The following is a 23,933-nucleotide window of genomic DNA, read 5'->3' on the forward strand; positions in this document are numbered from 1 at the left end:
TGTCTACGCACCAAGTCTACGGGCGTAGAAGCTCTCTGACGTCCCGTCGAAGGAGCAGCTCATGGCCAACGTCGTACGCGCCGCACTGGTCCAGGCGACCTGGACCGGCGACACCGAATCCATGATTGCCAAGCACGAGGAGCACGCCCGCGAGGCGGCCCGCCAGGGTGCGAAGATCATCGGCTTCCAGGAGGTGTTCAACGCCCCCTACTTCTGCCAGGTGCAGGAGCCCGAGCACTACCGCTGGGCCGAGCCCGTGCCGGACGGCCCCACGGTCACGCGGATGAAGGAACTCGCCCGCGAGACCGGCATGGTCGTCGTCGTCCCGGTCTTCGAGGTCGAGCAGTCCGGGTTCTACTTCAACACCGCCGCCGTGATCGACTCCGACGGCTCGTACCTCGGCAAGTACCGCAAGCACCACATCCCCCAGGTCAAGGGCTTCTGGGAGAAGTACTACTTCAAGCCGGGCAACGCGGGCTGGCCCGTCTTCGACACCGCGGTCGGCAAGGTCGGCGTCTACATCTGCTACGACCGCCACTTCCCCGAGGGCTGGCGCCAACTGGGCCTGAACGGCGCCCAGATCGTCTACAACCCCTCCGCCACGTCCCGCGGCCTCTCCGCCTACCTCTGGCAGCTCGAACAGCCCGCGGCGGCCGTCGCCAACGAGTACTTCGTCGCCGCGATCAACCGCGTCGGCGTCGAGGAGTACGGCGACAACGACTTCTACGGCACGTCGTACTTCGTCGACCCCCGCGGGCAGTTCGTCGGCGAGAAGGCGAGCGACAAGGCCGAGGAACTCGTCGTCAGGGACCTGGACCTGGGCCTGATCGAGGAAGTACGCCAGCAGTGGGCGTTCTACCGCGACCGCCGCCCCGACGCGTACGAAGGGCTGGTACAGCCGTGACCGACCTCCACACCCGCCACCGGGCCGTCCTGCCCGAATGGCTCGCGCTCTACTACGCCGACCCGCTGGAGATCACCCACGGCGAGGGCCGGCACGTCTGGGACGCCGGCGGCAGGAAGTACCTCGACTTCTTCGGCGGCATCCTCACCACCATGACCGCCCACGCGCTGCCCGAGGTCACCAAGGCGGTCGCCGAGCAGGCCGGGCGGATCATCCACTCGTCCACGCTCTACCTCAACCGGCCGATGATCGACCTCGCCGAGCGGGTCGCGGGCCTCTCCGGCATCCCGGACGCCCGGGTCTTCTTCACCACGTCGGGGACCGAGGCCAACGACACCGCCCTGCTCCTGGCCACCGCGTACCGCCGCTCCAACCAGATCCTGGCGATGCGCAACAGCTACCACGGCCGCTCCTTCACGGCCGTCGGCATCACCGGCAACAACGCCTGGTCGCCCACCAGCCTCTCCCCGCTCCAGACGCTGTACGTGCACGGCGGCGTCCGCGGCCGCGGCCCGTACGCCGAGCTGAGCGACGCCGCGTTCATCGAGGCCTGCGTCGCCGACCTGAAGGACATGCTCGGGCAGGCGCGCGGGGGAGCGGCGGCGCTGATCGCCGAGCCGATCCAGGGGGTCGGCGGCTTCACCTCGCCGCCGGACGGGCTCTACGCGGCCTTCCGCGAGGTCCTGCGCGAGCACGGCGTCCTGTGGATCTCGGACGAGGTGCAGACCGGCTGGGGGCGCACCGGCGACCACTTCTGGGGCTGGCAGGCGCACGCCGCGAGCGGCCCGCCGGACATCCTCACCTTCGCCAAGGGCATCGGCAACGGCATGTCCGTCGGCGGTGTCGTCGCGCGCGCCGAGGTCATGAACTGCCTGGACGCCAACTCCATCTCGACCTTCGGCGGCTCACCGGTCACCATGGCGGCCGGCCTCGCCAACCTTACGTACCTCCTGGAACACGACCTCCAGGGCAACGCGCGGCGCGTCGGCGGCCTGCTCATCGAGCGGCTGCGCGCCATCTGCGCCCAGCTGCCCTTCGTGCGCGAGGTGCGCGGCCGGGGCCTGATGATCGGGATCGAACTGGTCGACCCCGAGACGGGCCGGGCCACCCCGCGGGCCGCCGCGGCCGTCCTCGAAGCGGCCCGCGAGGGCGGGCTCCTCATCGGCAAGGGCGGCGGCCACGACACCAGCGTCCTGCGTGTCGCGCCCCCGCTCTCGCTGACCGTCGCGGAGGCGGAAGAAGGCGCGTCGATCCTCGAACAGGCCCTGCGGAGCGTCTAGTCCACGGCGCCGCACGCAGCTGCACGTACCCGCGCACGAACGTACGAGCATGAAAGGGAGCGCCCCATCATGAGTACCCGCACCCTGATCCGCGGCGGCCTTGTCGTCACCGCCGCCGAAGAGACCCACGCCGACGTGCTGATCGAGGACGGCAGGATCGCCGCGCTCGCCGCACACGGCTCGGGCGCCGCCGACGCGTGGACCGCCGACCGCGTCATCGACGCCTCCCACAAGTACGTGATCCCGGGCGGGGTCGACGCGCACACGCACATGGATTTCCCGTTCGGCGGCACGTTCTCCTCCGACGACTTCGAGACGGGCACCCGGGCCGCGGCCTGGGGCGGCACCACCACCATCGTGGACTTCGCGGTGCAGACCAAGGGGCAGGCGCTGCGCGCGGGCCTCGACGCCTGGTACGCGAAGGCGGACGGCAAGTGTGCGATCGACTACGGCTTCCACATGATCCTCTCGGACGTGAACGAGCGGACCCTGAAGGAGATGGACCGCCTGATCGAGGAAGGGGTCAGCTCCTTCAAACTTTTCACCGCGTATCCCGGGGTCTTCTTCAGCGACGACGGCCAGATCCTGCGGGCGATGCAGCGGGCCGCCGTCAACGGCGGGCTGATCATGACGCACGCGGAGAACGGCCTGGCCATCGACGTCCTGGTGGAGCAGGCCCTCGCCCGCGGCGAGACCGACCCGCGCTATCACGGAGAGGTGCGCAAGTCGCTCCTGGAGGCGGAGGCGACCCACCGCGTGATCAAGCTCGCCCAGGTGGCGGGCGCGCCGGTCTACGTGGTGCACGTGTCGGCCCAGGAGGCGGTGGCCGAGCTGGCCAGGGCCCGCGACGAAGGCCTGCCGGTCTTCGGCGAGACGTGCCCGCAGTATCTGTTCCTCTCCACGGACAACCTCGCGGAGCCCGACTTCGAGGGCTCCAAGTACGTCTGCTCGACACCCCTGCGGCCCCGCGAGCACCAGGCCGCGCTCTGGCGGGGGCTGCGCACGAACGACCTCCAGGTGGTCTCCACGGACCACTGTCCGTTCTGCTTCGTGGGGCAGAAGGAGCTGGGCCGCGGCGACTTCTCCAAGATCCCCAACGGCCTCCCGGGCGTGGAGAACCGCATGGACCTCCTCCACCAGGCCGTGGTGGACGGGCACATCAGCCGCCGCCGCTGGATCGAGATCGCCTGCGCCGCCCCGGCCCGGATGTTCGGGCTCTACGGCAAGAAGGGCACGATCGCGCCGGGCGCCGACGCGGACGTCGTCATCTACGACCCGGCCGCCGAGCAGGTCATGTCCGCCGAGACCCACCACATGAACGTGGACTACTCCGCGTACGAGGGCAAGCACGTCATGGGCCAGGTCGAGACGGTCCTGTCCCGCGGTGACGTGGTCATCGACCAGCGCAAGTTCACCGGCCGCGCCGGGCACGGCTCGTACGTCCCGCGCGCCACCACCCAGTACCTCGGCTAGGAGACGCGACCATGGACTTCGGACTCGTCCTGCAGACCGATCCGCCGGCCGCGCAGGTCATCAGCCTGATGAAACGCGCCGAGCGCAACGGCTTCAGCCACGGCTGGACCTTCGACTCGGCCGTGCTGTGGCAGGAACCCTTCGTCATCCACAGCCAGATCCTGGCGCACACGGACCGGCTGATCGTCGGCCCGATGGTCACCAACCCGGGCACCCGCACCTGGGAGGTGACGGCCTCCACCTTCGCCACGCTCAACGACATGTACGGCAACCGCACCGTGTGCGGCATCGGCCGCGGCGACAGCGCGATGCGGGTGGCGGGACGCACCCCGAACACCCTCGCCCGGATCAGCGAGGCGATGAAGGTGATCCGCGCCCTCGCCTCGGGCGAGGAGGCGGACCTGGGCGGCACCACGATCCGCTTCCCGTGGATCGGGCCGGACGCCGAACTGCCGGTGTGGATGGCGGCGTACGGCCCCAAGGCGCTGAAGATGGCGGGCGAGGAGGCGGACGGCTTCATCCTCCAGCTCGCCGACCCGTATCTGACGCGGACGATGGTGAAGGCGGTGCGCGACGCGGCGTCGGCGGCGGGGCGCGACCCGTCGGCGGTGACGATCTGCGTGGCGGCCCCCGCGTACCTGACGCGGGACGACTCACCGGAGGCCCTGGCCCATGCCCGCGAGCAGTGCCGCTGGTTCGGCGGGATGGTCGGCAACCACGTGGCCGACCTGGTGGCACGCTACGGCACCCACTCCGACCTGGTCCCCGAGGCCCTCACCGAGTACGTCAAGGCCCGTGAGGGCTACGACTACGCCCACCACGGCCGCGCCGACAACCCCGACACGGCCTTCGTCCCGGACGACATCGTGGACCGCTTCTGCCTCATCGGCACGGCGTCCCGGCACATCGCCCGCCTGGAGGAGCTGCGGCGGATCGGAGTCGACCAGTTCGCGCTGTACGCGATGCACGACGCCCGCGAGGAGGTCATCGACGGGTACGGCGCCACGGTCATCCCGGCCCTGCGGAACTGATCCTCGCCGCACGGAATCCATCACTTATGTCACTTCGTGCATCACTTGCGCTCTTTGTCGTACGGTAAAGTGACGAAATGAGCCAAGGTGCTCTGTTGAGTGGCCGAGCGCTCAACCATCAAGCGGGCGACGGCGATCGCCGATGTCGAAGAGACGGGGGGCAGAGCGTGAGCCGCACCGTGCACGCCCCCAGGGTCGTACGCGTCGACAACTCCGCCCGTGACAGCGTGCCCGATATCGAGGGCACCACGGCGAGCAGCCCGCGCCGCTGACGTGCCCGGGGCACCGAACCCCGGCCCGCGCGCGCCCAGTTGCCGTCTTCCACCTGTCCGACGGCCGCGTGCCGCCAGCCCGTGGAGGGCAGATGACCACCCAGGAGATCCCCGAGCAACTGCTCGACGGGTACGCCGACATCCTCACCGGAGCGGCCGCGACCGGCCGCAGGCTGACCCGTGAGGAGCTGACGTCACGCCGTGCGCTCGGCGCGCAGGCCGCCCACGCCGGGTACGCATGGCGCGTCCTCATACGCGAACACCTCAACGCCACCCGCGTCCACCGGCCCGCCGCCGGCGATCCCGACCATCTGCTCCGCACCGCCGAGCAGGCCATCGACGCCTTCGCCGAGGGGTACGAACACGCCCAGCGCCTCGTCGTACGCCAGGAGGAGGCCGCACGGCGCGAGCTGATCGACGACCTGCTGTACGGGCGGGGGGACCTGGGCCACATCGGCGCCCGCGCCGAGCGCTACGGCCTGCGGCTGTCCCACGCGCACGCGGTGGCCGTCGCCGAGGGCCCCTGTGCCTACGACGAGACCGACCCCGTGTCCCGGGAGGTGGAGAGCGATCTGGTCGCCCGCTTCGGCGACCGCCACATCCTGCTCACCACCAAGGACGGCCGCCTGGTGTGCATCGCGCCCGCCCAGCAGGACGAGGTCCTCGTCCACTTCGCCAAGCGCGCGCACGCCGCCACCGAGGGCGGACGCATCGCCATCGGCCGCCCCCAGCCCGGCGCGGCGGGCATCGCCCACAGCTACGAGGAAGCGGTCAGCACCCTGGAGCTCGCCACCCGCATGGGCTTCGACGAGCCCGTGCTGCGCGCCGCCGAACTCCTGGTCTTCCCCGTCCTGGCCCGCGACCGCCAGGCCCTGGTGGACCTCGTGCTCAACACGCTGGGCCCCCTGGAACAGGCGAGGGGCGGCGCCCGGCCCCTGCTGGACACCCTGATCGCCTACTTCGACTCGGGGTGCGTCGCGGCCCAGACGGCACGGGAACTGTCCCTGAGCGTACGGGCGCTGACCTACCGTCTGGAGCGCATCCGCACCCTCACCGGATCCGACCCCGCCGACCCGCTGGACCGCTACACCCTGCAGACGGCGGCCATCGGCGCGCGCCTGCTCGGCTGGCCCGCCGCCTCTCCGTGAGGCGCGGGCCCCGGGCCGGGCGGGGGGCGGACGGTCAGTCCGTGACCTCGATCTTCCCGTTGCCCTGAGCGGGAGCGGGAGCGGGAGCCGCGGGTGCGGGGGACAAGCCGCCGGTGATGCCCTTGAGGAGGCCGGCCACGTCGACTCCCGTGGTGGAGCTGAGGAGTTCCACGCCCTGGGCGACATTGCCTGCGACCGTGCGCGAGAGGTGGCTCGCGCCGTCCGTGGAGATCACGGTCATCTTGTCGATCGCGCTCATCGGCTCCGCCGCCTTGGCCACCACGCCGGGCAGGACCTCGACGAGCATCTGGAGCACCGCCGCGTCGCCGTACCGGGCGAACGCGTCGGCCTTCTTGTGCATCGCCTCCGCCTCGGCGGCCCCCTTGGCGCCGATCGCCGCGGCGTCGGCCTCGCCCTCCAGGCGTACGGCGTCGGCGAGCGCGGCCCGCTGGGCCTTCTCGCCCTCACCGGTCAGCCGGGCCCGGTCCGCGTCCGCCTCGGCCTGCTTGACCAGGGCGACCCGGCGGGCCTCGGCCTCCTGCTCGGCCTGGTAGCGCGCGGCGTCGGCGGGCTTGCGGATCTTGGTGTCCAGCTCCCGGTCGGTCAGGGCGGCCTGCCGCTGGGCGACCTTCTCCTGCTCGGTGAGGACCTCCTGCTGGCGGGCGGCCTCGGCGAGCGGTCCCGCGGCCCCGGCGCGGGCGGTGGCCTCGTCGGTCTCGGCCTTGATCTCCGCCTGCTTCAGGGAGAAGGTCCGCTGGGCGATCGCGATCTCCTCCTCGGCCTTCAGCCGGGCCTGTTCGGCGGCGCGGCGGGCGACGGCCTCGGCGATGTCGGCCTCCTGCTTGGCGCGGGCCGCCTCGGGGCGGCCGAGGTCCTCCAGGTAGGAGCCCTCGGTGGTGATGTCCTGGATCTGGAAGGCGTCCAGGACCAGGCCCTGCCCCGACAGGCTCGCCTCGGCCTCCTCGGCGACCTGCCCGGCGAAGGCCGCGCGGTCACGGATGATGTCCTCCACCGACATCCGGCCCACGATGGAGCGCAGCGCGCCCGAGAGCACTTCCTGGGTGAAGCCGACGATGCCGCCCTGCTGGGCGAGGAAGCGCTGGGCCGCGGCGCGTATCGAGTCCTCGGTGCCGCCGACCTTCACGATCGCGACACCCTCCAGGTTGGCCTTCACCCCGCGCAGCGTGACCGCGCCCCGGACGGCGATGGGGATGTGCCGCGAGGAGAGGTCGAGCGTGAACTTCTGCTGGACGAACGGCACGACGAACACGCCGCCGCCCACCACGACCTTCTGGCCGCTGTTGTCGGTGACGACCTGTCCGGTGTCGGGATCGGTGGACTTCTTGCCGCGCCGCCCGGTCACGATGAAGGCCTCGCTGGGCCCGGCGACCTTGTAGCGGGTGACGACGACGAGCGCGAGGAGCACGAGGAGTACGACGACTCCGACGACGGCGGTCAGGACTGGACTCATGGTGAATTCCCCCCTGCCTCCCCGGGGGCGGCAGATCGGTGGTGTGGTGCGGGTGCGCGGGGCGCGAGCCGGGGTCAGCGCCGGACGGGGCGGACCGCGACCGAGGTCGGCGACAGCGCCGCCTCCACCCAGATCTCGGTGCCGCGGGTGACGGCCTCACCGCTCCTGGCGGCGAACTTCACGGGCTGACCGCCCAGGCGCAGGAGCACTTCCCCGTACCCGTCGGCCGGGATCGCGGTGACCACGGCGCCCGCGGTGCCCACGAGGTCGTCGCCCCGTGGGGCGGCCGCGGTCTGGTCCCGCAGCAGGGCGCGGCCGGCCTTCCACGTCACCCCGCCCGCTCCCACGCCGAGGAGCGCGCCGACGGCGGTGGCGCCCCCGGCACCGAGCCCGGTCGTGCCGAGCGCGATCGCCCCGCCGAAACCGAGCATGGACACGAATCCGGCGACGACGGGAAGGGACAGCAGCCCGTCGAAGAGACCGTCGAGGACCCCGACGCCGTCGAGAGCCCTTCGAGGACGCCGTCGAAGACGAGGGCGAGGGCGAGCAGGGCGATCCCCGCGACACCGAGACCCAGAAAGACCGTCACCGGAGCACCTCCCCGACCTGCCGGAAACCTGCCGGATGCCCCGGCGAGGCGGGAATCGTCGCATGGCGGGGCCCTGGCACACATTGCCGTGATCCGGCAGTCATCAGGGGTCTTCCATGCCGGTCCGCACGCCGCACGGCGGCCTAGACTGGGCCCTCGCGCACGAGACGTTCGTACGCGGGTTCCGGGCGCGCAGGGAGGACGACCGTGGCGACAGGCGGCACCGGCTTCGACGACCCGTCGGCCGAGGTCATCGCCGAGGCGGCCGCGGCCTTCGGCCTGCTCGCCTCCTCCGCGCGGCTGCACATCGTGTGGGCCCTCGCGCAGGGCGAGAGCGACGTGACCGGGCTCGCGGAGCGGGTCGGCGGCGCGCTGCCCGCGGTCAGCCAGCATCTGACGAAGCTGAAGCTGGCCGGCCTCGTCCGCTCCCGGCGCGAGGGACGGCGCCAGGTGTACTTCGTCGACGACACGGACGTGGTGACCGTCGTGCGGCTGATGGTCGGCCAGCTGACCGACCGGGCCCGGCCCACCGACCGCGGCGAGCAGCCCTCCGCACGCCGGCTCCGGGGCCTTGGCGCCTGAGGCCGCCACCGGTGGGCTCACCTCGCTCGAGGTGCTGCGGCAGGTGGACAGCGGGCCGCGCGGCCTGACGGACACCGAGGCCGAGCGCCGCGTCGCCGAGGCGGGCGAGAACACCCTGCCCGACCGGCGTGCGGTGTCGTGGCCGCGGCTCTTCGGCCGCAGCCTGCGCGATCCGTTCACCGCGGTACTGCTCTGCCTCGGCCTGGTGTCGGCCACCGTCGCCTCCTGGGGCACCGCCTGCGTGATCCTGTGCCTGGTCGTCGTCAGCGGAGTGCTGCGCACGTCCGGCGAGTACCGCGCCGACCGGTCCATGGCCGCCCTGCGCGCCCTGGTGGCCACCACCGCGACCGTGCTGCGCCGCGCGGAGCGGCACGCGGACCCGCGGGTGCGGGAGATCCCGGTCGAGGAGCTGGTGCCGGGGGACGTCGTGCGGCTCGGCCCCGGCGACCTCGTCCCCGCCGACGTACGGCTGCTGCGGGCGAGCGGCCTGAGCGTGCGCCAGGCGGCCCTGACGGGGGAGTCGGCGCCGGTGCCCAAGGCCGCCGCCGACGTGCCGGGCCCCCGGCGCGGTACGGGCGTCTTCGAGCAGCCGCAGCTGTGCTTCCAGGGCAGCAGCGTCGCCTCCGGCAGCGGCACCGCGGTGGTCGTCGCGACCGGGGCGCGCACCCGGTTCGCCGCCGCGCACGCCCCGCCGGGGCGGCGGGCGCCGAGCGCCTTCGACCGCTCCGTGCACGGCATCTCCTGGGTCCTCATCCGGTTCATGTTGCTGACCCCGCCGCTCGTGCTGATCGCCGACGCGGCCCTGCGCGGGCGCGGTCTGGAGACGCTGCCGTTCGCGGTCGCCGTGGCGGTCGGTCTGACGCCGGAGATGCTGCCGGTCATCGTCACCACCTGTCTGGCGCGCGGGGCCTCGCTCCTGGCCCGTACGCACGGCGTGATCGTCAAGCGGCTGCCCGCGCTGCACGACCTCGGCGCCGTCGACGTGCTGTGCCTGGACAAGACCGGCACGCTCACCGAGGACCGGCCGGTGCTCGACCGCGCCCTGGGCGCCGACGGACGGGCGGCGCCGGAAGCGCTGCACTGGGCCGCGGTCAACTCCTGGTGGACGCTCCAGCTCGCCGAGCTGCCCGCCCCCGACCCGCTCGACGACGCGGTCCTCGACGCCGCCGGCGAGGACGAGGCGCTGCGGTACGAGGGGGTGGCGGCGCTGCCCTTCGATCCCGTACGCCGCCTCGCCACCGCCGTCGTCCGCGCTCCCGGCGGCCTCGGCGTCCACACCCTGGTGGTCAAGGGCGCCGTCGAGGACGTACTGGAACGCTGTGTGCTCGAAGACGCCGAGCGCGCGCGGCTCCTCGCCCTCGCCGCCGGGGAGGCGGACGGCGGCCTGCGCCTCCTGGCGGTCGCCACCGCCGAGCGGCCCGCCCGGACCCGCCCCTACACCCCCGCCGACGAACGCGGCCTGACCTTCCGGGGCTTCCTCACCCTGCGCGACGCACTCGCCCCCACGGCCGCCACCGCTCTGCGCGACCTCGCGGACAGCGGCATCACGGTCAAGGTCCTCACCGGCGACCACCCGGGGACGGCCGCGCGGGCCTGCCGCGAGCTGGGGATCGGCGGGACGGCGGGCGGCGGGGTCCTCACCGCCGAGCACGTCGACGCGCTCACCGACGCGGAACTCGCCGACACCGCCCGGCGCACCACCGTCTTCGCCCGCTGCACCCCCGAGCACAAGGCCCGCATCACCGAGGCCCTGCGCGCGGGCGGGCACACCACCGGGTTCCTCGGCGACGGCGTCAACGACCTGCCCGCGCTGCGGGCCGCCGACGTGGGGATCGCGCCCCGGGCCGCCGTGGACGTCGTACGCGAGAGCGCCGACGTGGTGCTCGCCGACAAGGACCTCACCGCGATCGGCCACGCCGTCCTGGCGGGCCGCCACAGCAGCGGCAACATCGCCACGTATCTGCGCGTCACGCTCTCCTCGAACCTGGGCAACGTCATCGCGATGCTCTGCGCCGGACTCCTGCTGCCGTTCCTGCCGATGCTCCCGGCGCAGGTCCTCGCGCAGAACCTCTGCTTCGACGCCGCCCAGCTCGCCTTCGCCCACGACCGGCCGCACCCGGCGGTGCTCCGCCGCCCGACCGTGCTGCGGCCCCGCGCCTTCCTGCGCTTCATCACCGGCTTCGGCGCCCTCAACGCCCTCGCCGACCTCGCCACCTTCCTCGTCCTCGCGCTCGCCCTCGACGGCCCGGGCGCGGTGGACGACCAGGCGGTGTTCCGCTCCGGGTGGTTCACCGAGAACCTGCTGACCCAGGCCCTGGTGATGCTGCTCCTGCGGTCCGGGCGCCGCCGGGCCGAGGGCCGGACGCCGGGGCCGGTCGGCTGGGCGGTGGCCGCGCTCGCCGCCGTGGGACTGCTCCTGCCGCTCTCGCCGCTGGGCCCGCTCCTGGGCATGACGGCGCTGCCGGGCCTGTACTACCCGCTGCTCGCCGGGGTGCTCGGGCTGTACGCGGCGGCGCTGGCGGCGGCCCGACGGCGCTGGGCGGCTCAGCCGTAGGAGAGGCCGGCCGTAGGCGGGTCAGCCGTAGGAGAGGTCGGAGCACGGGTCGTCGTCGGCGGAGCGGGCCTCGTCCGCGACCTTGGAGGGCACCGGCTCAGGGGCGCCGGACGGCGCGGCCGAGGGGGCGTCGGCGTACGACCGGCCGAGGGTGACGGTGAGGCCGGGCCCGGCCGTCGGCTTGAGCTCCGCGCCCGGGAAGAGGCGGGCCAGTGACGTCGCGCGGGCCCGCTCGCCGGGGCCGTGGCCGATCACGGTGGTGGCGAGGTCCCGGGTGCCGGCGGTCGCGGTGCCGGTGACCGTGAAGTCGTGCGCGGCGAGGGTCTTCGCCGCGCGGGCGGCGAGGCCGGTGACGGTGGTGCCGTTGTAGACGGCCACGGCGGTTCCGTCTCCGGAGACCGGCGGGGCGGACCGGGCGGTCCCGGTGGGCCCGCCGGGAGAAGACTGCTTCGCGCCGCTCTTCTTGCCGCTGGCGTCCGACCCGTCCAGCGTGCGGTCGTCCTTGAGCGAGGCCCACAGCGCGTCGGCGTCCGGCTGGACGACGGCGACGCGCGAACCCTCGTACCGCCAGGGGATGGTGACGAACTTGGTGTTGCCCAGGTCGATGTCCTTCAGGGACATGGCGAAGGAGATCAGCTTGTCGGCGGAGCCGAGCCCGGGGTCGACGGTCATGGACTTCGTCGCGGCGTCGGCGAGCGGCAGCAGCTTGGTGGGGGTGAGCCCGTCGCTCTTGATCTTCTTCAACAGGCTTGCCACGAAGGCCTGTTGCCGTTTGATGCGGCCTATGTCGGAACCGTCGCCGATGCCGTGCCGGATGCGCACGTAGTCGAGGGCCTTGTGGCCCGACACCTCCTGCTCGCCCTTGGCGAAGAGGCGCGCGCCGCGCGTGGTGCGGTGCGGGTCGAGGTCGCGCTGGTAGACGTCCTGGGGCAGGCAGACCTCGACCCCGCCCACCACCTCGGTCAGCTCGGCGAACCCCTTGAAGTCCACGACGACGGTGTGGTCGACGCGCAGGCCGGTGAGGTGTTCGACGGTGTTCTGGGTGCAGGCGGGGTTGCCCTTGGCGGTCTCGCCCACGGAGTACGCCGCGTTGAACATGGTGTCCGGCCGGGTCTCGGTCCAGCTGCCGTCGGGCAGTTTGCAGGGCGGCAGGTCCACGAGGGTGTCGCGGGGGATGGAGACGGCGACGGCGTGCCGGTGGTCGGCGTACACGTGCAGCAGGAAGGCGGTGTCGGAGCGGCCGATGTCGCTCTTGTCGCCGCCGCCGAGCGCGCTGTTGCCTTCGGTGCGCGCGTCCGAGCCGATGACCAGGACGTTCTCGCCCTTGGAGGCGTCGGCGTCGGGCCGGTCGCCGGACACGCCGTCCGCCGCGAAGGTGTCGATGTTGCCGCTCAGCCGGAAGTAGGCCCACCCGGCGCCGGCCGTCACGAGGACGAGCAGCGACAGGACGATGCCGAGCGCGAGCCGCGCCCGGCCGCGCTTGCGCCGACGGCCGCGTGCGGCCGCACGGTGGCTGGTTGTCATGGGTATGCCCTATCCGTCCGAGTCGTTCCGTCTCACCGGAGGAGACCGCCCGGCCCCTCTCATGGTTGTACAGTTGCGCAATGTAGCAATCTTTTCTGAGGCAACTGACGGCCGATGCGGCCGTGGAGAAGGGCGGGCGGCGATGATCCGGAACGGACTGGAGCCCTGGCATCTGCTCATCGTGGCGATCGTGGTCGTCGTGCTGTTCGGCTCGAAGAAGCTGCCGGACACGGCGCGCGCGGTGGGCAAGTCCCTGCGGATCCTGAAGAGCGAGACCAGGGCGATGCGGGAGGACGGGGAGCGCGGAAAGGGTTAGACCCGGGCTGCCGAGGCCGCCTCCGCGAGGGCGTTCTCGATGCGGTCGACCGCCGTGAACGCGCCGAACGCGACGAGGTGCACCAGGCAGTGATCGCTGAACGGCGGCTTCTTCCAGGCCGCCACGTCCTCATCGGTGATGCGGTACGGGGCGAGCGCGGCCAGCAGCGCGAGCCGTGCCCCCGGGCGGGACGCGCGGTCGGGCAGGGCTTCCCAGGCCAGCGGCGGATGCGAGCCGTCCCACGCGGCCACCGTCGCCCGCACGAGGGCCAGGTCGGCGCCGTCCAGCAGGCCCGCGCCCTGCGTCGCCGCGGCCCGCAGCGCGGCATAGGCCGGACCGACGGGTGTGCCCGCCGCCCAGGACGGGCCCGGCTGCGGGTCGACGAGCAGCGAGAGCGAGTCACCGGGGGCGGCGACCCGGCGTACCGCCTTCTGGAAGGTGCGCCCGCCGATCGAGCGCACCGCCCGGAAGCGCTGGGCGTTGCACGGCAGGATGTCCTCCGTGATCAGCGCCGACGCCACGCGGTTGACGAAGTGGAAGGTCAGCGCGGTGCCGATGTGTGCCGGGGCGTGGGCGCGCGGGAACGGCTGCGGGAGCGCCCGCGCCGCCCGGGGCGTCCGGGTGGCCTTGCCCCAGGCGAGCAGCCGCGCCTGCGCCGGGTCCTCGGGCTCCTCGCCGCGCAGCACCCGTTCGGCGACGCGGTGGTCGCCGGTGGCGTGCAGCATCATCGTGTGCGCGTTCACGCAGAACGGGCAGCGGTTGGCGAGCGAGACGCCCACGGCGACCAGCTCGCGCTCGGTGCGGGTGGTGCCGCCGCTGCCGGCGGCATCCCCGCCGCCGGCCAGCAGGGACTCGCGCAGCAAGGCCCAGGCGGCGGTGAACAGTTCGGGTGCCGGGGTGAGGGCGACGAGGGGCGTGGGCTCCGCGATGCCGAAGTCGGCCGCCATCTGCGCGTAGGCCTCGGCGGTCCTGCCGGTCGCGGACTTCGCCCGTACGGGATCGGTGTATCGAAAGGTTGCCATGGCCCGATGCTGGCGCCGCCGGGTGCCCCGGGGCGTCGTCCGGCGGAAGGCAGTCGGGGGTACGCCGCCGGGGCCGCGCGGAACCTCGGCTACTGCGGGGGGAGTAGTGCGAAAGGGGTCTGCCGGGCTGACGCGGTTGTCGGTGGCGGCGCCTATCGTTCTGGACACGGCGGGGGATGCGCCGCAGCGGGGGACGCGGGGGATCGCGAGGGCGCCGGGTCGGGCGGGGAGGTCGGTGGGGCGGGTGAGCGTGCGGGAGCGGATCCGGCGGCGCGTGCGGCAGGAGTGGTTCGGGGACGCGGTGCTCGCCGTCGTGGCGGGCGTGATCGTCTCGGTCGCGGTGGGTCTCGGCGACGGTGGCGCGGATGGCGTCGACCACGCCCTGGTCTGGGCCGGTTCGCTGGCCCTCGCCGTCCACCGTCGCGCGCCGCGCGCCGTCCTCGCCGTCACCACGGCCTGCCTGCTCGGCGAGGTGGTGTACGGCGGTGCGAGCGGTGTCGCGGCGATTCCGGTCGTCGCGGCCGTGCACACCGCAGCCCGTGCCGCCCACCGGGGTCCGGCCGCCGTGGCGGCCGGGGTGTTCCTCGTGGGATTCGTGGTGGCGGGGCAGAGCGCGGGCGAGCCGTCGGACGACGTCGTGCAGCGGGCTTTGCTCCTGGCCGGCTGGTTCCTGTGCGCCCTCGTCACGGGCCTCGCCGACAAGAACTGGCAGGCGTATCTGCGCCAGACCGAGCAGCGGGCCCTGGAGGCCGAGCGGACCCGCGAGGAGGCGGCGCTGCGCCGGGCGGGCGAGGAGCGGCTGCGCATCGCGCGCGAACTGCACGACTCGCTGACGCACAGCATCTCCATCGTCAAGCTCCAGGCGGGCGTGGCCGTCCACCTCGCCCGCAAGCGGGGCGAGGACATACCGCCCGCGCTGCTCGCCATCCAGGAGGCGAGCGGCGAGGCGATGCGCGAACTGCGCGCCACGCTCACCGTGTTGCGCACGGACGAGCCGATGGGGAGCCCGGCGCTGCTCGTCGAGCGCGCACGGGCGGCCGGGCTCGCCGTGGAGCTGACGGTGCGGGGCCGGGAGCGGCCTCTGGCCGGTGACCTGGAGCGCGCCATGTACCGGATCGTGCAGGAGGGCCTCACCAACGCGGCACGCCACGCGGGAGGAGCCGCCCGGATCGCGGTCGAACTCGACTACGGCGAAAGGGTGTTGGGGGTGCGGGTGGCGGACGACGGGGTCGCCGACGCGGGGAGCCCGCCGGTGGAAGGGGTGGGGCTCACGGGGATGCGCGAGCGGGTCACCTCCCTGGGCGGGACGCTGCGGGCGGGGCCGAGGAGTGAGGGGGGTTTCCTGATCCGGGCCGAACTTCCCCTGGAGTACGGGGCATTGACGCCCCGGCCGGCGCAGGCGGCGGAAGCCGGGTGGGCCGAAGCGCCCGTGCGGGCGTCGATGGCCGCCGAGGCCGGGCGTTTCGGGGAGGGCGCGTGATCCGGGTGGTGCTCGTCGACGACCAGGCGCTGATGCGCGCCGGCTTCCGGGCGCTGCTGGAGGCCGAGGACGGCATCGAGGTGGTGGGGGAGGCCGCCGACGGGGAGCGCGGGCTCGCTCTGGTGCGGGAGTGCGTGCCGGACGTGGCCCTCATCGACGTCCAGATGCCGGTGATGACCGGGATCGAGGCGACGCGCCGGATCGCCGCCGACCCCGCCCTCGGCGGCGTACGCGTCGTGATCCTCACCAACTACGGCCTGGACGAGTACGTCTTCGACGCCCTGCGTGCCGGGGCCAGCGGTTTCCTGCTCAAGGACACCGAGCCCGCCGACCTGCTGCACGGCATCGAGATCGTCGCGCGCGGGGACTCCCTCCTCTCGCCCTCCGTGACCAGCAGACTGATCGGCGAGTTCGTCGCACGGCCGCCGGACCGGGCCACCGCGCCCGGCCTGGAGCACCTCACCCGCCGGGAGCGGGAGGTCACCGCGCTGGCCGCGCGCGGCCTGACGAACGAGGAGATCGCCGCGCACATGGTCATCAGCCCGTTCACGGCGAAGACGCACGTGAGCCGGGCGATGACGAAACTCGGGGCGCGGGACCGGGCCCAACTGGTCGTCTTCGCCTACGAGTCGGGGCTCGTCGCGGCTCGCGGCGCGACGCCGTGAGGGTGGGCGCGGCGTGAGAGCGGCGGGCCGGTCGGCGGACAGGGGGAAGCGAGCCATGGCCATGGCATGATCTCCGCGTGACCGCCGCATCGCTCAGCCCCGTCGCCCGGCTCGGCCACGTCATCACCCGGTTCGGACCCGTCGCCCGGTTCGGACCCGCCACTAGGCTCCGTCACGTCGGCGTCCTCACGGCCGTCGCCCTGCTCGCCTCCGGCTGCGGGCTCTCGGAGGAGCTGGAGCGGGAGAGGGATCCGGGGCGCACGGCGCCCGCCGAGAGCGGTCGGCCCTCCGAAGGAGCCGAGGGGGACGCATGGTCCGCCCCGGTCCGTCCCGACGAACTGACGCGGACCCCCGCTCCGGCGGGGCCCTCGGAAGCGCCCGCCGCCCCCTCGCCGTCCTGCCCCGCCTCCGGGGTCCGCATCGAAGGCGGCGTGGTCAGCGCCGCCATGGGCCTGCGCGCGATGAGCGTGACCCTGACCAACTGCGGCAAGGACTCCTACCGTCTGAAGGGCTACCCGAAGCTGCGGGTCCTCGACGAGCACCGCGATCCCCTCGACGTACAGGTCCTCGAAGGCACCGCGCCCATCATGACGCGGGACGACGACCCCGGCCCGGACCACGTCGTCTCGCTCACGAGGGGCCAGAAGGCCTACACCGTGCTCGTCTGGCGCAACACCGTCACCGACACCACGACGACCGCCGTCAGCGGCACCTACGTCAAGGTCACCCCGGCCCCCGGCACCCGCCCCGGCACCATCACCCCGGAGGGCCGGATCGACCTCGGCAACACCGGCCGCATCGGGACGACGGCCTGGCAGCGGAGCCCGGAGGACGAGGCGAACCCGTCCGGCCCTACGGCACCCGTGCCGTCCACTCCGGCGAGCTGAACTTCGTCCGGGCCAGCTCCCGGGCCCTGGCCATCTCCTCGTCCGTGGCCCGGCCGTCCGTCAGGCCGTACCGGGTGCGGAAGGAGTCGAGCATCCGCTCGATCACCGCCTCGCGGGGCAGACCCGTCTGGCGGCGCAGCGGGTCCACGCGCTTCTTCGCGCTCTTCGTCCCCTTGTCCGAGAGCTTCTCGCGGCCGATGCGGAGCACTTCCACCATCTTCTCCGCGTCGATGTCGTACGACATGGTCACGTGGTGCAGCACGGCGCCCTGCCCGCTCGCGACGCGCTTCTGGGCGGCGCCCGCGACCTTGCCCGCGTCGGTGGCGATGTCGTTGAGCGGTTGGTACCAGGCCTTGATGCCCATGTCGCCGAGGGCGTCGAGCACCCAGTCGTCCAGATAGGCGTAACTGTCCGCGAACGACAGGCCCTGCACGAGGGAGTCGGGGACCGAGAGCGAGTACGTGATGGCGTTGCCCGGCTCGCAGAACATGGCGCCGCCGCCACTGATCCGGCGCACCACCTCGATGCCGTGCCGCTCGGCGCCCGCCTGGTCCACTTCGTTGCGCAGCGACTGGAAGCTGCCGATGACGACCGCGGGGGCCGCCCACTCCCACACCCGCAGCGTCGGCGGCCGGCGCCCGGCGGCGACCTCCTCGGTGAGCACCTCGTCCAGCGCCATCAGCAGGGCGGGCGACTGCGGGGCCTCGTGGATCAGCTGCCAGTCGTAGTCCGTCCAGTCGGTGGCGTGCGCGAGGGCGCGGCGCACCGCGACGCCCACACCCTCCGAGGTCAGCCCGTACAGGACGGTGCCTTCGGGCAGCGCCGCGTCGACGCGGGCGGCCAGGCCCGCGGCGTCGGTGTCGGCGGGGGCGCCCTCCAGGGCGCGGCTCAGGGCGTCGAACGCCTCGTCGGGTTCCAGGAAGAAGTCCCCCGCCACCCGCACGTGCCGCAGCACGCCGTCCTCGACCTCCAGATCCACGACGACGAGCTTGCCGCCGGGAACCTTGTACTCACCGTGCACTGTGCTTCCTCCGGACCCGGCCACCGCGCGAACCGCGCAGGCCTGCGATTTCATATCAGGACAACTCGACTCACTAGGGATAGATTCCCGCACAGGGTGGTCAGTCGTCGCTCGGCGTCGGCCCTGACGGGAGCTGACGAGGAAGCCATGAGCCACGCAGAGACGAGTGACCGGACCGCCGCCGGAGCCTCACCGGCCGTCAAACTGACCCTGACCACGCTGACGATGATGGTCGTCGGCTCGATGGTCGGCGCGGGCGTGTTCTCGCTGCCGCGGCGGTTCGCGCAGGAGACCGGGGTCGCGGGCGCGCTGATCGCCTGGGCCGTCGCGGGCACCGGCATGCTGATGCTCGCGTTCGTCTTCCAGACCCTGGCCGTGCGCAGACCGGACCTCGACGCGGGTGTCTACGCCTACGCGAAGGCCGGGTTCGGCGAATACCTCGGCTTCTTCTCCGCCTTCGGCTACTGGGCCAGCGCGTGCGTCGGCAACGTCACCTACTGGGTGCTCATCATGTCGACCGTCGGCGCCATCTGGCCGAGCCTGGGCGACGGCGACACCCTGCTGGCGGTGGTCCTGTCCTCGTTCGGTCTGTGGGCGTTCTTCCTGCTGATCCGGCGCGGGGTCAAGGAGGCGGCGGCGATCAACCGGATCGTCACCGTCGCCAAGGTCGTGCCCATCCTCGTCTTCGTGATCCTGGCGCTCTTCTTCTTCAAGCCGTCCGTGTTCGCGGACAACTTCGGCGGCGCCGACTACGCGGGCTCGCTCTTCAACCAGGTGCGCGGCACCATGCTGGCCACCGTCTTCGTCTTCCTCGGGGTCGAGGGCGCCAGCGTCTACTCCCGGCACGCCAAGCGCCGCGAGGACGTCGGCCGGGCCACGATCCTGGGCTTCCTCAGCGTCTTCGCCGTCTTCGCCTCCGTCACCATCGTGTCGTACGGGATCATGCCGATGGCGGAGATCGCCGAGCTGCGCCAGCCGTCCATGGCGGGCGTCCTGGAGGAGGCCGTCGGCACCTGGGGCAAGGTCTTCGTGAGCGTCGGGCTCATCGTCTCCGTGCTGGGCGCGTACCTCGCCTGGACGCTGATGGCCGCGGAGGTGCTCTTCGTCGCCGCCAAGGACGACGACATGCCCCGCTTCCTGCGGAAGGCCACCTCCGAGGACGTGCCGGTCCCCGCGCTCCTGATGACCACCGCGCTGAGCCAGGTCGTCCTGGTCGTCACGATGTTCTCCGACGACGCGTTCAACTTCGCGCTGGATCTGACCAGCGCGCTCAGCCTCATCCCCTTCCTCCTCGCGGCCGGTTTCGCCGTCAAGATCGCGCTCGGCGGCCAGGAGGACGTCGCCGGGCGGAGCACCCGCAAGGAACTCGTGATCGCGGTGATCGCCACGCTGTACACGGCGTTCCTGCTGTACGCGGCCGGGCTCAAGTTCGTCCTGGTCTCCTTCATCCTCTACGCCCCCGCGACGCTCCTGTTCGTCAAGGCGAGGCGGGAACAGGACCGGCGCCTGTTCTCCCCGCGCGAGGCCGTCATCTGCGCCGTCTCGATCGCGGGCGCCGTCGTCGGCGTCATCGCCCTGGCGATGGGCTGGATCGAACTCTGACCGGCTTCCCCCGGCGGCCGCCGTCCGGCCGCCCCGACCGCCGCCACCGACCGAAAGGCGCACCGTGACCAGCCACGACACCCCCGCCACCCCGAACTTCGGCGTCCACTCCGAGGTCGGCAGGCTGCGCAAGGTACTGGTCTGCGCGCCCGGCCTCGCGCACCGCAGGCTGACCCCCACCAACGCCGATGACCTGCTCTTCGACGACGTCATGTGGGTGGAGAACGCCCAGCGCGACCACGCCGACTTCGTCATCAAGCTCCAGCAGCGCGGCGTCGAGGTCGTCGAACTGCACGACCTGCTCGCCCAGACCATGGCCATCCCCGAGGCGAGGTCCTGGCTCCTCGAACGGAAGATCACCGCGAACGAGGTGGGCCTCGGGCTCATCGACGACACCCGCGCCTTCCTGGAGACGCTGGAGCCAAGGCGGCTCGCCGAATACCTCATCGGCGGCCTGGCCACCGCGGACCTGCCGGACGAGTTCCGCTCCGACTACGTCTCGCTGGTGCGCGAATCCACCGGCGTACGCGAGTATCTGATGCCGCCGCTGCCCAACACCCTCTACACCCGCGACACGACGTGCTGGCTGTACGGAGGTGTCACGCTCAACCCGCTGTACTGGCCCGCCCGGCACGACGAGACGCTCCTGATGAAGGCCGTCTACCGCTTCCACCCCGACTTCACCGGGGCCACGGTGTGGTGGGGCGACCCCGAACTGGACTGGGGCCAGGCGACGTTCGAGGGCGGCGACATCATGCCCGTCGGCAACGGCGTCGTCCTGATGGGCATGAGCGAGCGCACCTCGCGCCAGGCCATCACGCAGGTCGCCGCCTCGCTGTTCAAGAACGGCGCGGCCGAGCAGGTCGTCGTGGCGGGCATGCCCAAGCTGCGCTCGGCGATGCACCTCGACACCGTGTTCACCTTCGCCGACCGCGACATCGTCACGCTCTACCCGAAGATCATGGACGCCGTGCACTCCTTCACGCTGCGCCCCGGCGACAAGGCCACCGGCGTCGACATCACGGACGAGGGCCAGCGGCCGTTCGTCGACGTCGTCGCCAAGTCGCTCGGCCTGCGCGAGCTGCGCGTCATCGAGACGGGCGGGGACGTGTACGCCTCCGAGCGGCAGCAATGGGACAGCGGCAACAACGCCGTCGCCCTGGAACCGGGCGTGGTCTTCACGTACGACCGCAACACCCAGACCAACACGCTGCTGCGCAAGGCCGGGGTCGAGGTCATCACCATCGTGGGCGCCGAACTCGGCCGCGGCCGCGGCGGCGGGCACTGCATGACGTGCCCGCTCGTCCGCGACGCCGTGGACTTCTGACTCAGTACCGCTGGGCCTTGACCAGCTTCGCGGAGAGCTTCGGCTCGGGGGGCTCGTGGCTGATGGCGTAGCGCTGGGCGCGCTTGCCCGGTTCGAGGTCCTCGGTGCCGATGTAGCGGGTCTCCACGGTCTTGCCCGAGGAGTCGACGAAGTCGACCTGGACGGCGAAGTCCGCCTTCTCGTCCGTCCTGTTGGTGAAGGTCACCACGGAGGCGAGCACCCCGCCGGTCTCGGAGCGCGGCTTGCCCGTCATGGAGACGTCGGCCATCGCGTTGCCGCGCCCGTCCACGTCCTTGAGGGCGTCCTCGGCCGCCTGGTTGGCGCGTTCCGTGTCGGCCGACACGGACGCCTCGAACTCGTCGGCGCGCTCCGACGCGGAGGCCTCGGCCTTCGACGCCGACGCCCGGGCGGACTCGGCGGCCTCCGAGGCCTTCGACTTCAGCGGCGACGCGGTCTTCTCCGAGAAGGACGACGAGTCGGGAGCCGTCGGCCGCTCGCTGACCGTCCGGGAGCCCTCGGCCGACGGGGCGTCGCTCTCGGTGCTGCACGAGATGAGCGCGGCGGCGGTCACCGTGGCGGCGAGCGTGAGAGCGGCGGTCACCGCGGGCCGGCGGTGTGCGGAGCGCCGTTTCCCGCGCAGTGGCAGGGGGTTCATTCGCTGCGGTCCTTTCCTGATGTCTGTGCCGGGGGCTGGTGTCAGTAGCGCAGGGCGCAGGCGATCCGGCCCCGGTCGGCCAGCGTGCCTTCGGGGACGAAGCGGACCTGTGCGCCGGTGTCCAGGGCCCGCTCCACGATGTCGTCGACCACGTCGTCCACCGCGTCGAGGTCGTCGCCGTCGGCCGGGACGAGATGCCCGCCGTCGTCGCGCACCGTCGCCTGGTAGGTGTCCTCCACGGCGAGGAGGCGCACCCGGTCCGTCGTCACGTTCTGCCAGACCTCGTCGAGACCGGCGGCGTACCGGCGGTGCCCCTGGGCCGCGTCCAACTCCTGCATCACCACGTCCAGTTCATCCTTGTCCCGGGTGGCGAGGAAGGGGCGTACCGCCTGCCACACCGCGTCCGCGGGGCCGTGCGCGAGGCCGCCGTGCGGCACCCGTGTGGCGTCCTTGATGGCCGTGCCGACGTCGTCGAGGAGGGAGAGCGCCGGGGTCACGCCGGCCACGAAGAGGGGGCGCGGGTGCGTGTGCAGCACCCGGGCCGCGGCCTGGTCCGCCTCGCGCAGGAACGCGCGGGTGTGCTCGTCGCTGAAGGTGCTCGGCACGTCGCCGATGCGCTCCTTGCGCTCGACGTCGGGGTCCTCCAGGCTCCGGGTCAGCGGGAACCCGTCCGCCGTGTGCTCGGCGACCCGCTCCGGGGTGCCGCTCCACAGCGAGACGCGGTCGGCCGAGACGGCGAGGACCCAGTAGGGGCGCTCGGCGGCCTGGGCCGCCACGACGTTGCGCGTCAGGAAGGTGTCCGAGAGGACCACCCGCGAAGGGACCGTCCTGGCCAGCGACCACACCTGGTGTTCGCCGGGCGCGGCGAAGACGGCGAGCCCGTCCTCGGCGTGCACCAGGTCGATCTCCGCCACCGCCCGGTCCAGCTGTGCGGCCACCTCGATCCGCTGCTCCCTGGCCACGGCCGGGTCGGACTTCAGGCGCTCCTTGGCCTCGGCGACGAGGTTGCGCAGCCGCACCGGGTCCTGGGCGTTGTCCGGCTCCCTGCGGTGGGTCGGCAGCAGGACCGTGACGGCGGGGTAGGGGCGCGGGCGGCGCAGCTCGGCCAGCGTGTCCGGGCTGAGGGAGGGATGCATGGCAGACCCTTTCGGGGCGGGGCGGCGGATGAGGAGCCCTCGGAGGAGGGCAGTACGCGCATTACGCCATGCAATGCACCATATGACGGTTCCTCGGTGGCGGCACGTCACCGGTGGCGGTTCATCGCAGCAGGAAGCCGAAGACGTATCCCAGGGCGTTGGTCGCCCAGTGCAGCCCCATGGGAGCGAGCAGGCTGCCGCTGCGACGGCGCAGTGCGCAGAAGAGACAGCCCGCCACAGCGGTGAAGAGGACCGCCCCGGCGTCGACGACGAGCGTCCCGATGACCGAGTGCCCGAAGGCGCCGCCGAGGGCGGGCTTGGCGTCGGCGAGCCCGAGCGACGGCAGGATGTGCCAGAGGCCGAAGAGCCCCGAGGAGACCAGGGTCGCCGCGAGAGGCCCGCGCGAGCGCAGGAGCAGCCCGAACAGGACGCCCCGGAAGGCCACTTCCTCCAGCAGGACCGTGCCGAACGGAACCGTCACCAAGGCCCGCAGCGCGACCTCGCCGCCGCTCAGCCCGCTCTGCCGCTGGTCCTCGAACAGGCCGCGGGTCACGGGCAGCGCGGCCGCAAGGCCGTACCCCGCGGCGACGATCCCGATGAGCGCGAGCGCCCAGCACAGACCGCGCAGGAGGGTGCCGCGCGCGAGCCCCACGTCGGCCCACCGCCCGCCCGCCCAGTACACGATTGCGAGCAGTACCGCCGTGGCCAGGAGCGAGAGCGGCAGACTCCACTCCCGCGCCCAGCGGTTGTTCGCCAGGTTGCCGAGGACGAGGACGAGGAGGGTGGCGGCGACGGCGACGCCCACCGGGACGGGACGCCGCAGCCGCCGCGACAGTCGCGAGAACGGCGAGCGCCACGGGTCCCGCGAAATGGGGCGTCGGGCGTGCACGCATCCATCGTGCGGGGGCCCCGCACCCACGGCGACCGGACGGGGAGGCCCGGGTGCGGGCCCGGGGCGGCGGACGTACACGGTCTGGTCGCCCGCGGGTACGAG

The 23,933-nt window shown here is 72.7% G+C and carries 20 protein-coding genes and 1 pseudogene; 13 read left to right on the forward strand and 8 right to left on the reverse strand.

The features are described from left to right. Window positions 1–61: 61 nt before the first annotated feature. The 5 genes from QBL25_RS32690 to QBL25_RS32710 all read left to right on the forward strand — a co-directional run bounded on the left by QBL25_RS32690 (window position 62) and on the right by QBL25_RS32710 (window position 6,108). Window positions 62–904 (forward strand): nitrilase-related carbon-nitrogen hydrolase, encoded by an 843-nt coding sequence (locus QBL25_RS32690; protein WP_409060547.1) that lies wholly within the window; start codon window positions 62–64, stop codon window positions 902–904. Next, the gene (locus QBL25_RS32695; RefSeq protein WP_409060548.1) at window positions 901–2,184 is read left to right on the forward strand and encodes an aspartate aminotransferase family protein; all 1,284 of its coding nucleotides are present in this window, start codon (window positions 901–903) and stop codon (window positions 2,182–2,184) included. The genes QBL25_RS32690 and QBL25_RS32695 overlap by 4 nt, the downstream gene beginning before the upstream one ends. Window positions 2,185–2,253: 69 nt before the next feature. Beyond that, a complete protein-coding gene (gene hydA, locus QBL25_RS32700; RefSeq protein WP_409060549.1) occupies window positions 2,254–3,657 on the forward strand; it encodes a dihydropyrimidinase in 1,404 nt (467 codons plus the stop codon). Window positions 3,658–3,668: 11 nt separating this feature from the next. Further along, window positions 3,669–4,688: a TIGR03842 family LLM class F420-dependent oxidoreductase gene (locus tag QBL25_RS32705; RefSeq protein ID WP_409060550.1), complete on the forward strand. Its 1,020-nt coding sequence runs from the start codon at window positions 3,669–3,671 to the stop codon at window positions 4,686–4,688. Window positions 4,689–5,052: 364 nt separating this feature from the next. Continuing rightward, window positions 5,053–6,108 carry a PucR family transcriptional regulator gene (locus QBL25_RS32710; protein WP_409060551.1) on the forward strand — a complete coding sequence of 352 codons (1,056 nt, stop codon included), beginning with the start codon at window positions 5,053–5,055 and terminating at the stop codon, window positions 6,106–6,108. Between the two features lie 34 nt (window positions 6,109–6,142). Here the strand turns inward: QBL25_RS32710 and QBL25_RS32715 are convergent, their stop codons facing one another. Both QBL25_RS32715 and QBL25_RS32720 read right to left on the reverse strand, forming a co-directional pair. Next, window positions 6,143–7,579: a flotillin family protein gene (locus tag QBL25_RS32715; protein WP_409060552.1), complete on the reverse strand. Its 1,437-nt coding sequence runs from the start codon at window positions 7,577–7,579 to the stop codon at window positions 6,143–6,145. A gap of 74 nt (window positions 7,580–7,653) precedes the next feature. Next, window positions 7,654–8,168 (reverse strand): annotated as a pseudogene (locus QBL25_RS32720) (hypothetical protein). Between the two features lie 207 nt (window positions 8,169–8,375). Here QBL25_RS32720 and QBL25_RS32725 point away from each other — a divergent pair. Both QBL25_RS32725 and mgtA read left to right on the forward strand, forming a co-directional pair. Next, window positions 8,376–8,750: an ArsR/SmtB family transcription factor gene (locus QBL25_RS32725; RefSeq protein ID WP_409060553.1), complete on the forward strand. Its 375-nt coding sequence runs from the start codon at window positions 8,376–8,378 to the stop codon at window positions 8,748–8,750. Next, window positions 8,740–11,304, forward strand: coding sequence for a magnesium-translocating P-type ATPase (mgtA, locus tag QBL25_RS32730; protein ID WP_409060554.1), 2,565 nt, complete (start codon window positions 8,740–8,742; stop codon window positions 11,302–11,304). The genes QBL25_RS32725 and mgtA overlap by 11 nt, the downstream gene beginning before the upstream one ends. Window positions 11,305–11,325: 21 nt before the next feature. On the opposite strand, the gene QBL25_RS32735 is transcribed toward mgtA, so the two are convergent. Continuing rightward, window positions 11,326–12,828: an LCP family protein gene (locus QBL25_RS32735; protein ID WP_409060555.1), complete on the reverse strand. Its 1,503-nt coding sequence runs from the start codon at window positions 12,826–12,828 to the stop codon at window positions 11,326–11,328. Window positions 12,829–12,970: 142 nt separating this feature from the next. Here QBL25_RS32735 and tatA point away from each other — a divergent pair, with 142 nt between their 5' ends. Further along, window positions 12,971–13,144 carry a Sec-independent protein translocase subunit TatA gene (tatA, locus tag QBL25_RS32740; RefSeq protein ID WP_409060556.1) on the forward strand — a complete coding sequence of 58 codons (174 nt, stop codon included), beginning with the start codon at window positions 12,971–12,973 and terminating at the stop codon, window positions 13,142–13,144. Here the strand turns inward: tatA and QBL25_RS32745 are convergent. After that, entirely contained in the window at window positions 13,141–14,166 is a 1,026-nt protein-coding gene (locus QBL25_RS32745; protein ID WP_409060557.1) for a carboxymuconolactone decarboxylase family protein, read from the reverse strand. The genes tatA and QBL25_RS32745 overlap by 4 nt on opposite strands. Window positions 14,167–14,416: 250 nt before the next feature. Between QBL25_RS32745 and QBL25_RS32750 the strand changes: the two genes are divergently transcribed. The 3 genes from QBL25_RS32750 to QBL25_RS32760 all read left to right on the forward strand — a co-directional run bounded on the left by QBL25_RS32750 (window position 14,417) and on the right by QBL25_RS32760 (window position 17,198). Further along, window positions 14,417–15,646 (forward strand): sensor histidine kinase, encoded by a 1,230-nt coding sequence (locus QBL25_RS32750; RefSeq protein ID WP_409062853.1) that lies wholly within the window; start codon window positions 14,417–14,419, stop codon window positions 15,644–15,646. Next, complete coding sequence (locus QBL25_RS32755; protein ID WP_409060558.1) at window positions 15,643–16,311, forward strand: response regulator; 669 nt, start codon at window positions 15,643–15,645, stop codon at window positions 16,309–16,311. Before QBL25_RS32750 ends, QBL25_RS32755 begins: the two co-directional genes overlap by 4 nt. 77 nt (window positions 16,312–16,388) lie before the next feature. Beyond that, window positions 16,389–17,198 (forward strand): DUF4232 domain-containing protein, encoded by an 810-nt coding sequence (locus QBL25_RS32760; protein WP_409060559.1) that lies wholly within the window; start codon window positions 16,389–16,391, stop codon window positions 17,196–17,198. On the opposite strand, the gene QBL25_RS32765 is transcribed toward QBL25_RS32760, so the two are convergent. Then, a complete protein-coding gene (locus QBL25_RS32765) occupies window positions 17,164–18,219 on the reverse strand; it encodes a biotin/lipoate A/B protein ligase family protein (RefSeq protein ID WP_409060560.1) in 1,056 nt (351 codons plus the stop codon). The two genes, QBL25_RS32760 and QBL25_RS32765, sit on opposite strands and share 35 nt — an antisense overlap. A 147-nt stretch (window positions 18,220–18,366) precedes the next feature. On the opposite strand from QBL25_RS32765, the gene QBL25_RS32770 reads away from it, so the two are divergent. Together QBL25_RS32770 and arcA are read left to right on the forward strand one after the other, a co-directional pair. Continuing rightward, window positions 18,367–19,821 (forward strand): basic amino acid/polyamine antiporter, encoded by a 1,455-nt coding sequence (locus QBL25_RS32770; protein ID WP_409060561.1) that lies wholly within the window; start codon window positions 18,367–18,369, stop codon window positions 19,819–19,821. 64 nt (window positions 19,822–19,885) lie between these two features. Next, a complete protein-coding gene (arcA, locus tag QBL25_RS32775; protein ID WP_409060562.1) occupies window positions 19,886–21,148 on the forward strand; it encodes an arginine deiminase in 1,263 nt (420 codons plus the stop codon). A 1-nt stretch (window position 21,149) separates the two neighbouring features. Here arcA and QBL25_RS32780 read toward each other — a convergent pair whose 3' ends face one another. The 3 genes from QBL25_RS32780 to QBL25_RS32790 all read right to left on the reverse strand — a co-directional run bounded on the left by QBL25_RS32780 (window position 21,150) and on the right by QBL25_RS32790 (window position 23,828). Continuing rightward, on the reverse strand, window positions 21,150–21,803 hold the full coding sequence (locus QBL25_RS32780; RefSeq protein WP_409060563.1) for a hypothetical protein: 654 nt from the start codon (window positions 21,801–21,803) through the stop codon (window positions 21,150–21,152). Window positions 21,804–21,844: 41 nt separating this feature from the next. Then, complete coding sequence (locus tag QBL25_RS32785) at window positions 21,845–22,939, reverse strand: chemotaxis protein (RefSeq protein WP_409060564.1); 1,095 nt, start codon at window positions 22,937–22,939, stop codon at window positions 21,845–21,847. Between the two features lie 121 nt (window positions 22,940–23,060). After that, window positions 23,061–23,828 (reverse strand): lysostaphin resistance A-like protein, encoded by a 768-nt coding sequence (locus QBL25_RS32790; protein ID WP_409060565.1) that lies wholly within the window; start codon window positions 23,826–23,828, stop codon window positions 23,061–23,063. Window positions 23,829–23,933: the final 105 nt, after the last annotated feature.

Origin of the sequence: Streptomyces sp. SYP-A7185, assembly GCF_046103685.1 — a bacterium.
In the GTDB taxonomy this organism is placed as follows: domain Bacteria; phylum Actinomycetota; class Actinomycetes; order Streptomycetales; family Streptomycetaceae; genus Streptomyces.

What these genes read in the sequence shown, in the direction of transcription:
- hydA (WP_409060549.1), top strand. Translation starts at nt 2,254, where the DNA reads ATGAGTACCCGCACCCTGATCCGCGGCGGCCTTGTCGTCACCGCCGCC.
- QBL25_RS32735 (WP_409060555.1), bottom strand. Translation starts at nt 12,828, where the DNA reads ATGACAACCAGCCACCGTGCGGCCGCACGCGGCCGTCGGCGCAAGCGC.
- QBL25_RS32745 (WP_409060557.1), bottom strand. Translation starts at nt 14,166, where the DNA reads ATGGCAACCTTTCGATACACCGATCCCGTACGGGCGAAGTCCGCGACC.
- QBL25_RS32770 (WP_409060561.1), top strand. Translation starts at nt 18,367, where the DNA reads ATGAGCCACGCAGAGACGAGTGACCGGACCGCCGCCGGAGCCTCACCG.
- tatA (WP_409060556.1), top strand. Translation starts at nt 12,971, where the DNA reads ATGATCCGGAACGGACTGGAGCCCTGGCATCTGCTCATCGTGGCGATC.
- QBL25_RS32715 (WP_409060552.1), bottom strand. Translation starts at nt 7,579, where the DNA reads ATGAGTCCAGTCCTGACCGCCGTCGTCGGAGTCGTCGTACTCCTCGTG.
- QBL25_RS32690 (WP_409060547.1), top strand. Translation starts at nt 62, where the DNA reads ATGGCCAACGTCGTACGCGCCGCACTGGTCCAGGCGACCTGGACCGGC.
- QBL25_RS32785 (WP_409060564.1), bottom strand. Translation starts at nt 22,939, where the DNA reads ATGCATCCCTCCCTCAGCCCGGACACGCTGGCCGAGCTGCGCCGCCCG.
- QBL25_RS32705 (WP_409060550.1), top strand. Translation starts at nt 3,669, where the DNA reads ATGGACTTCGGACTCGTCCTGCAGACCGATCCGCCGGCCGCGCAGGTC.
- QBL25_RS32780 (WP_409060563.1), bottom strand. Translation starts at nt 21,803, where the DNA reads ATGAACCCCCTGCCACTGCGCGGGAAACGGCGCTCCGCACACCGCCGG.
- QBL25_RS32710 (WP_409060551.1), top strand. Translation starts at nt 5,053, where the DNA reads ATGACCACCCAGGAGATCCCCGAGCAACTGCTCGACGGGTACGCCGAC.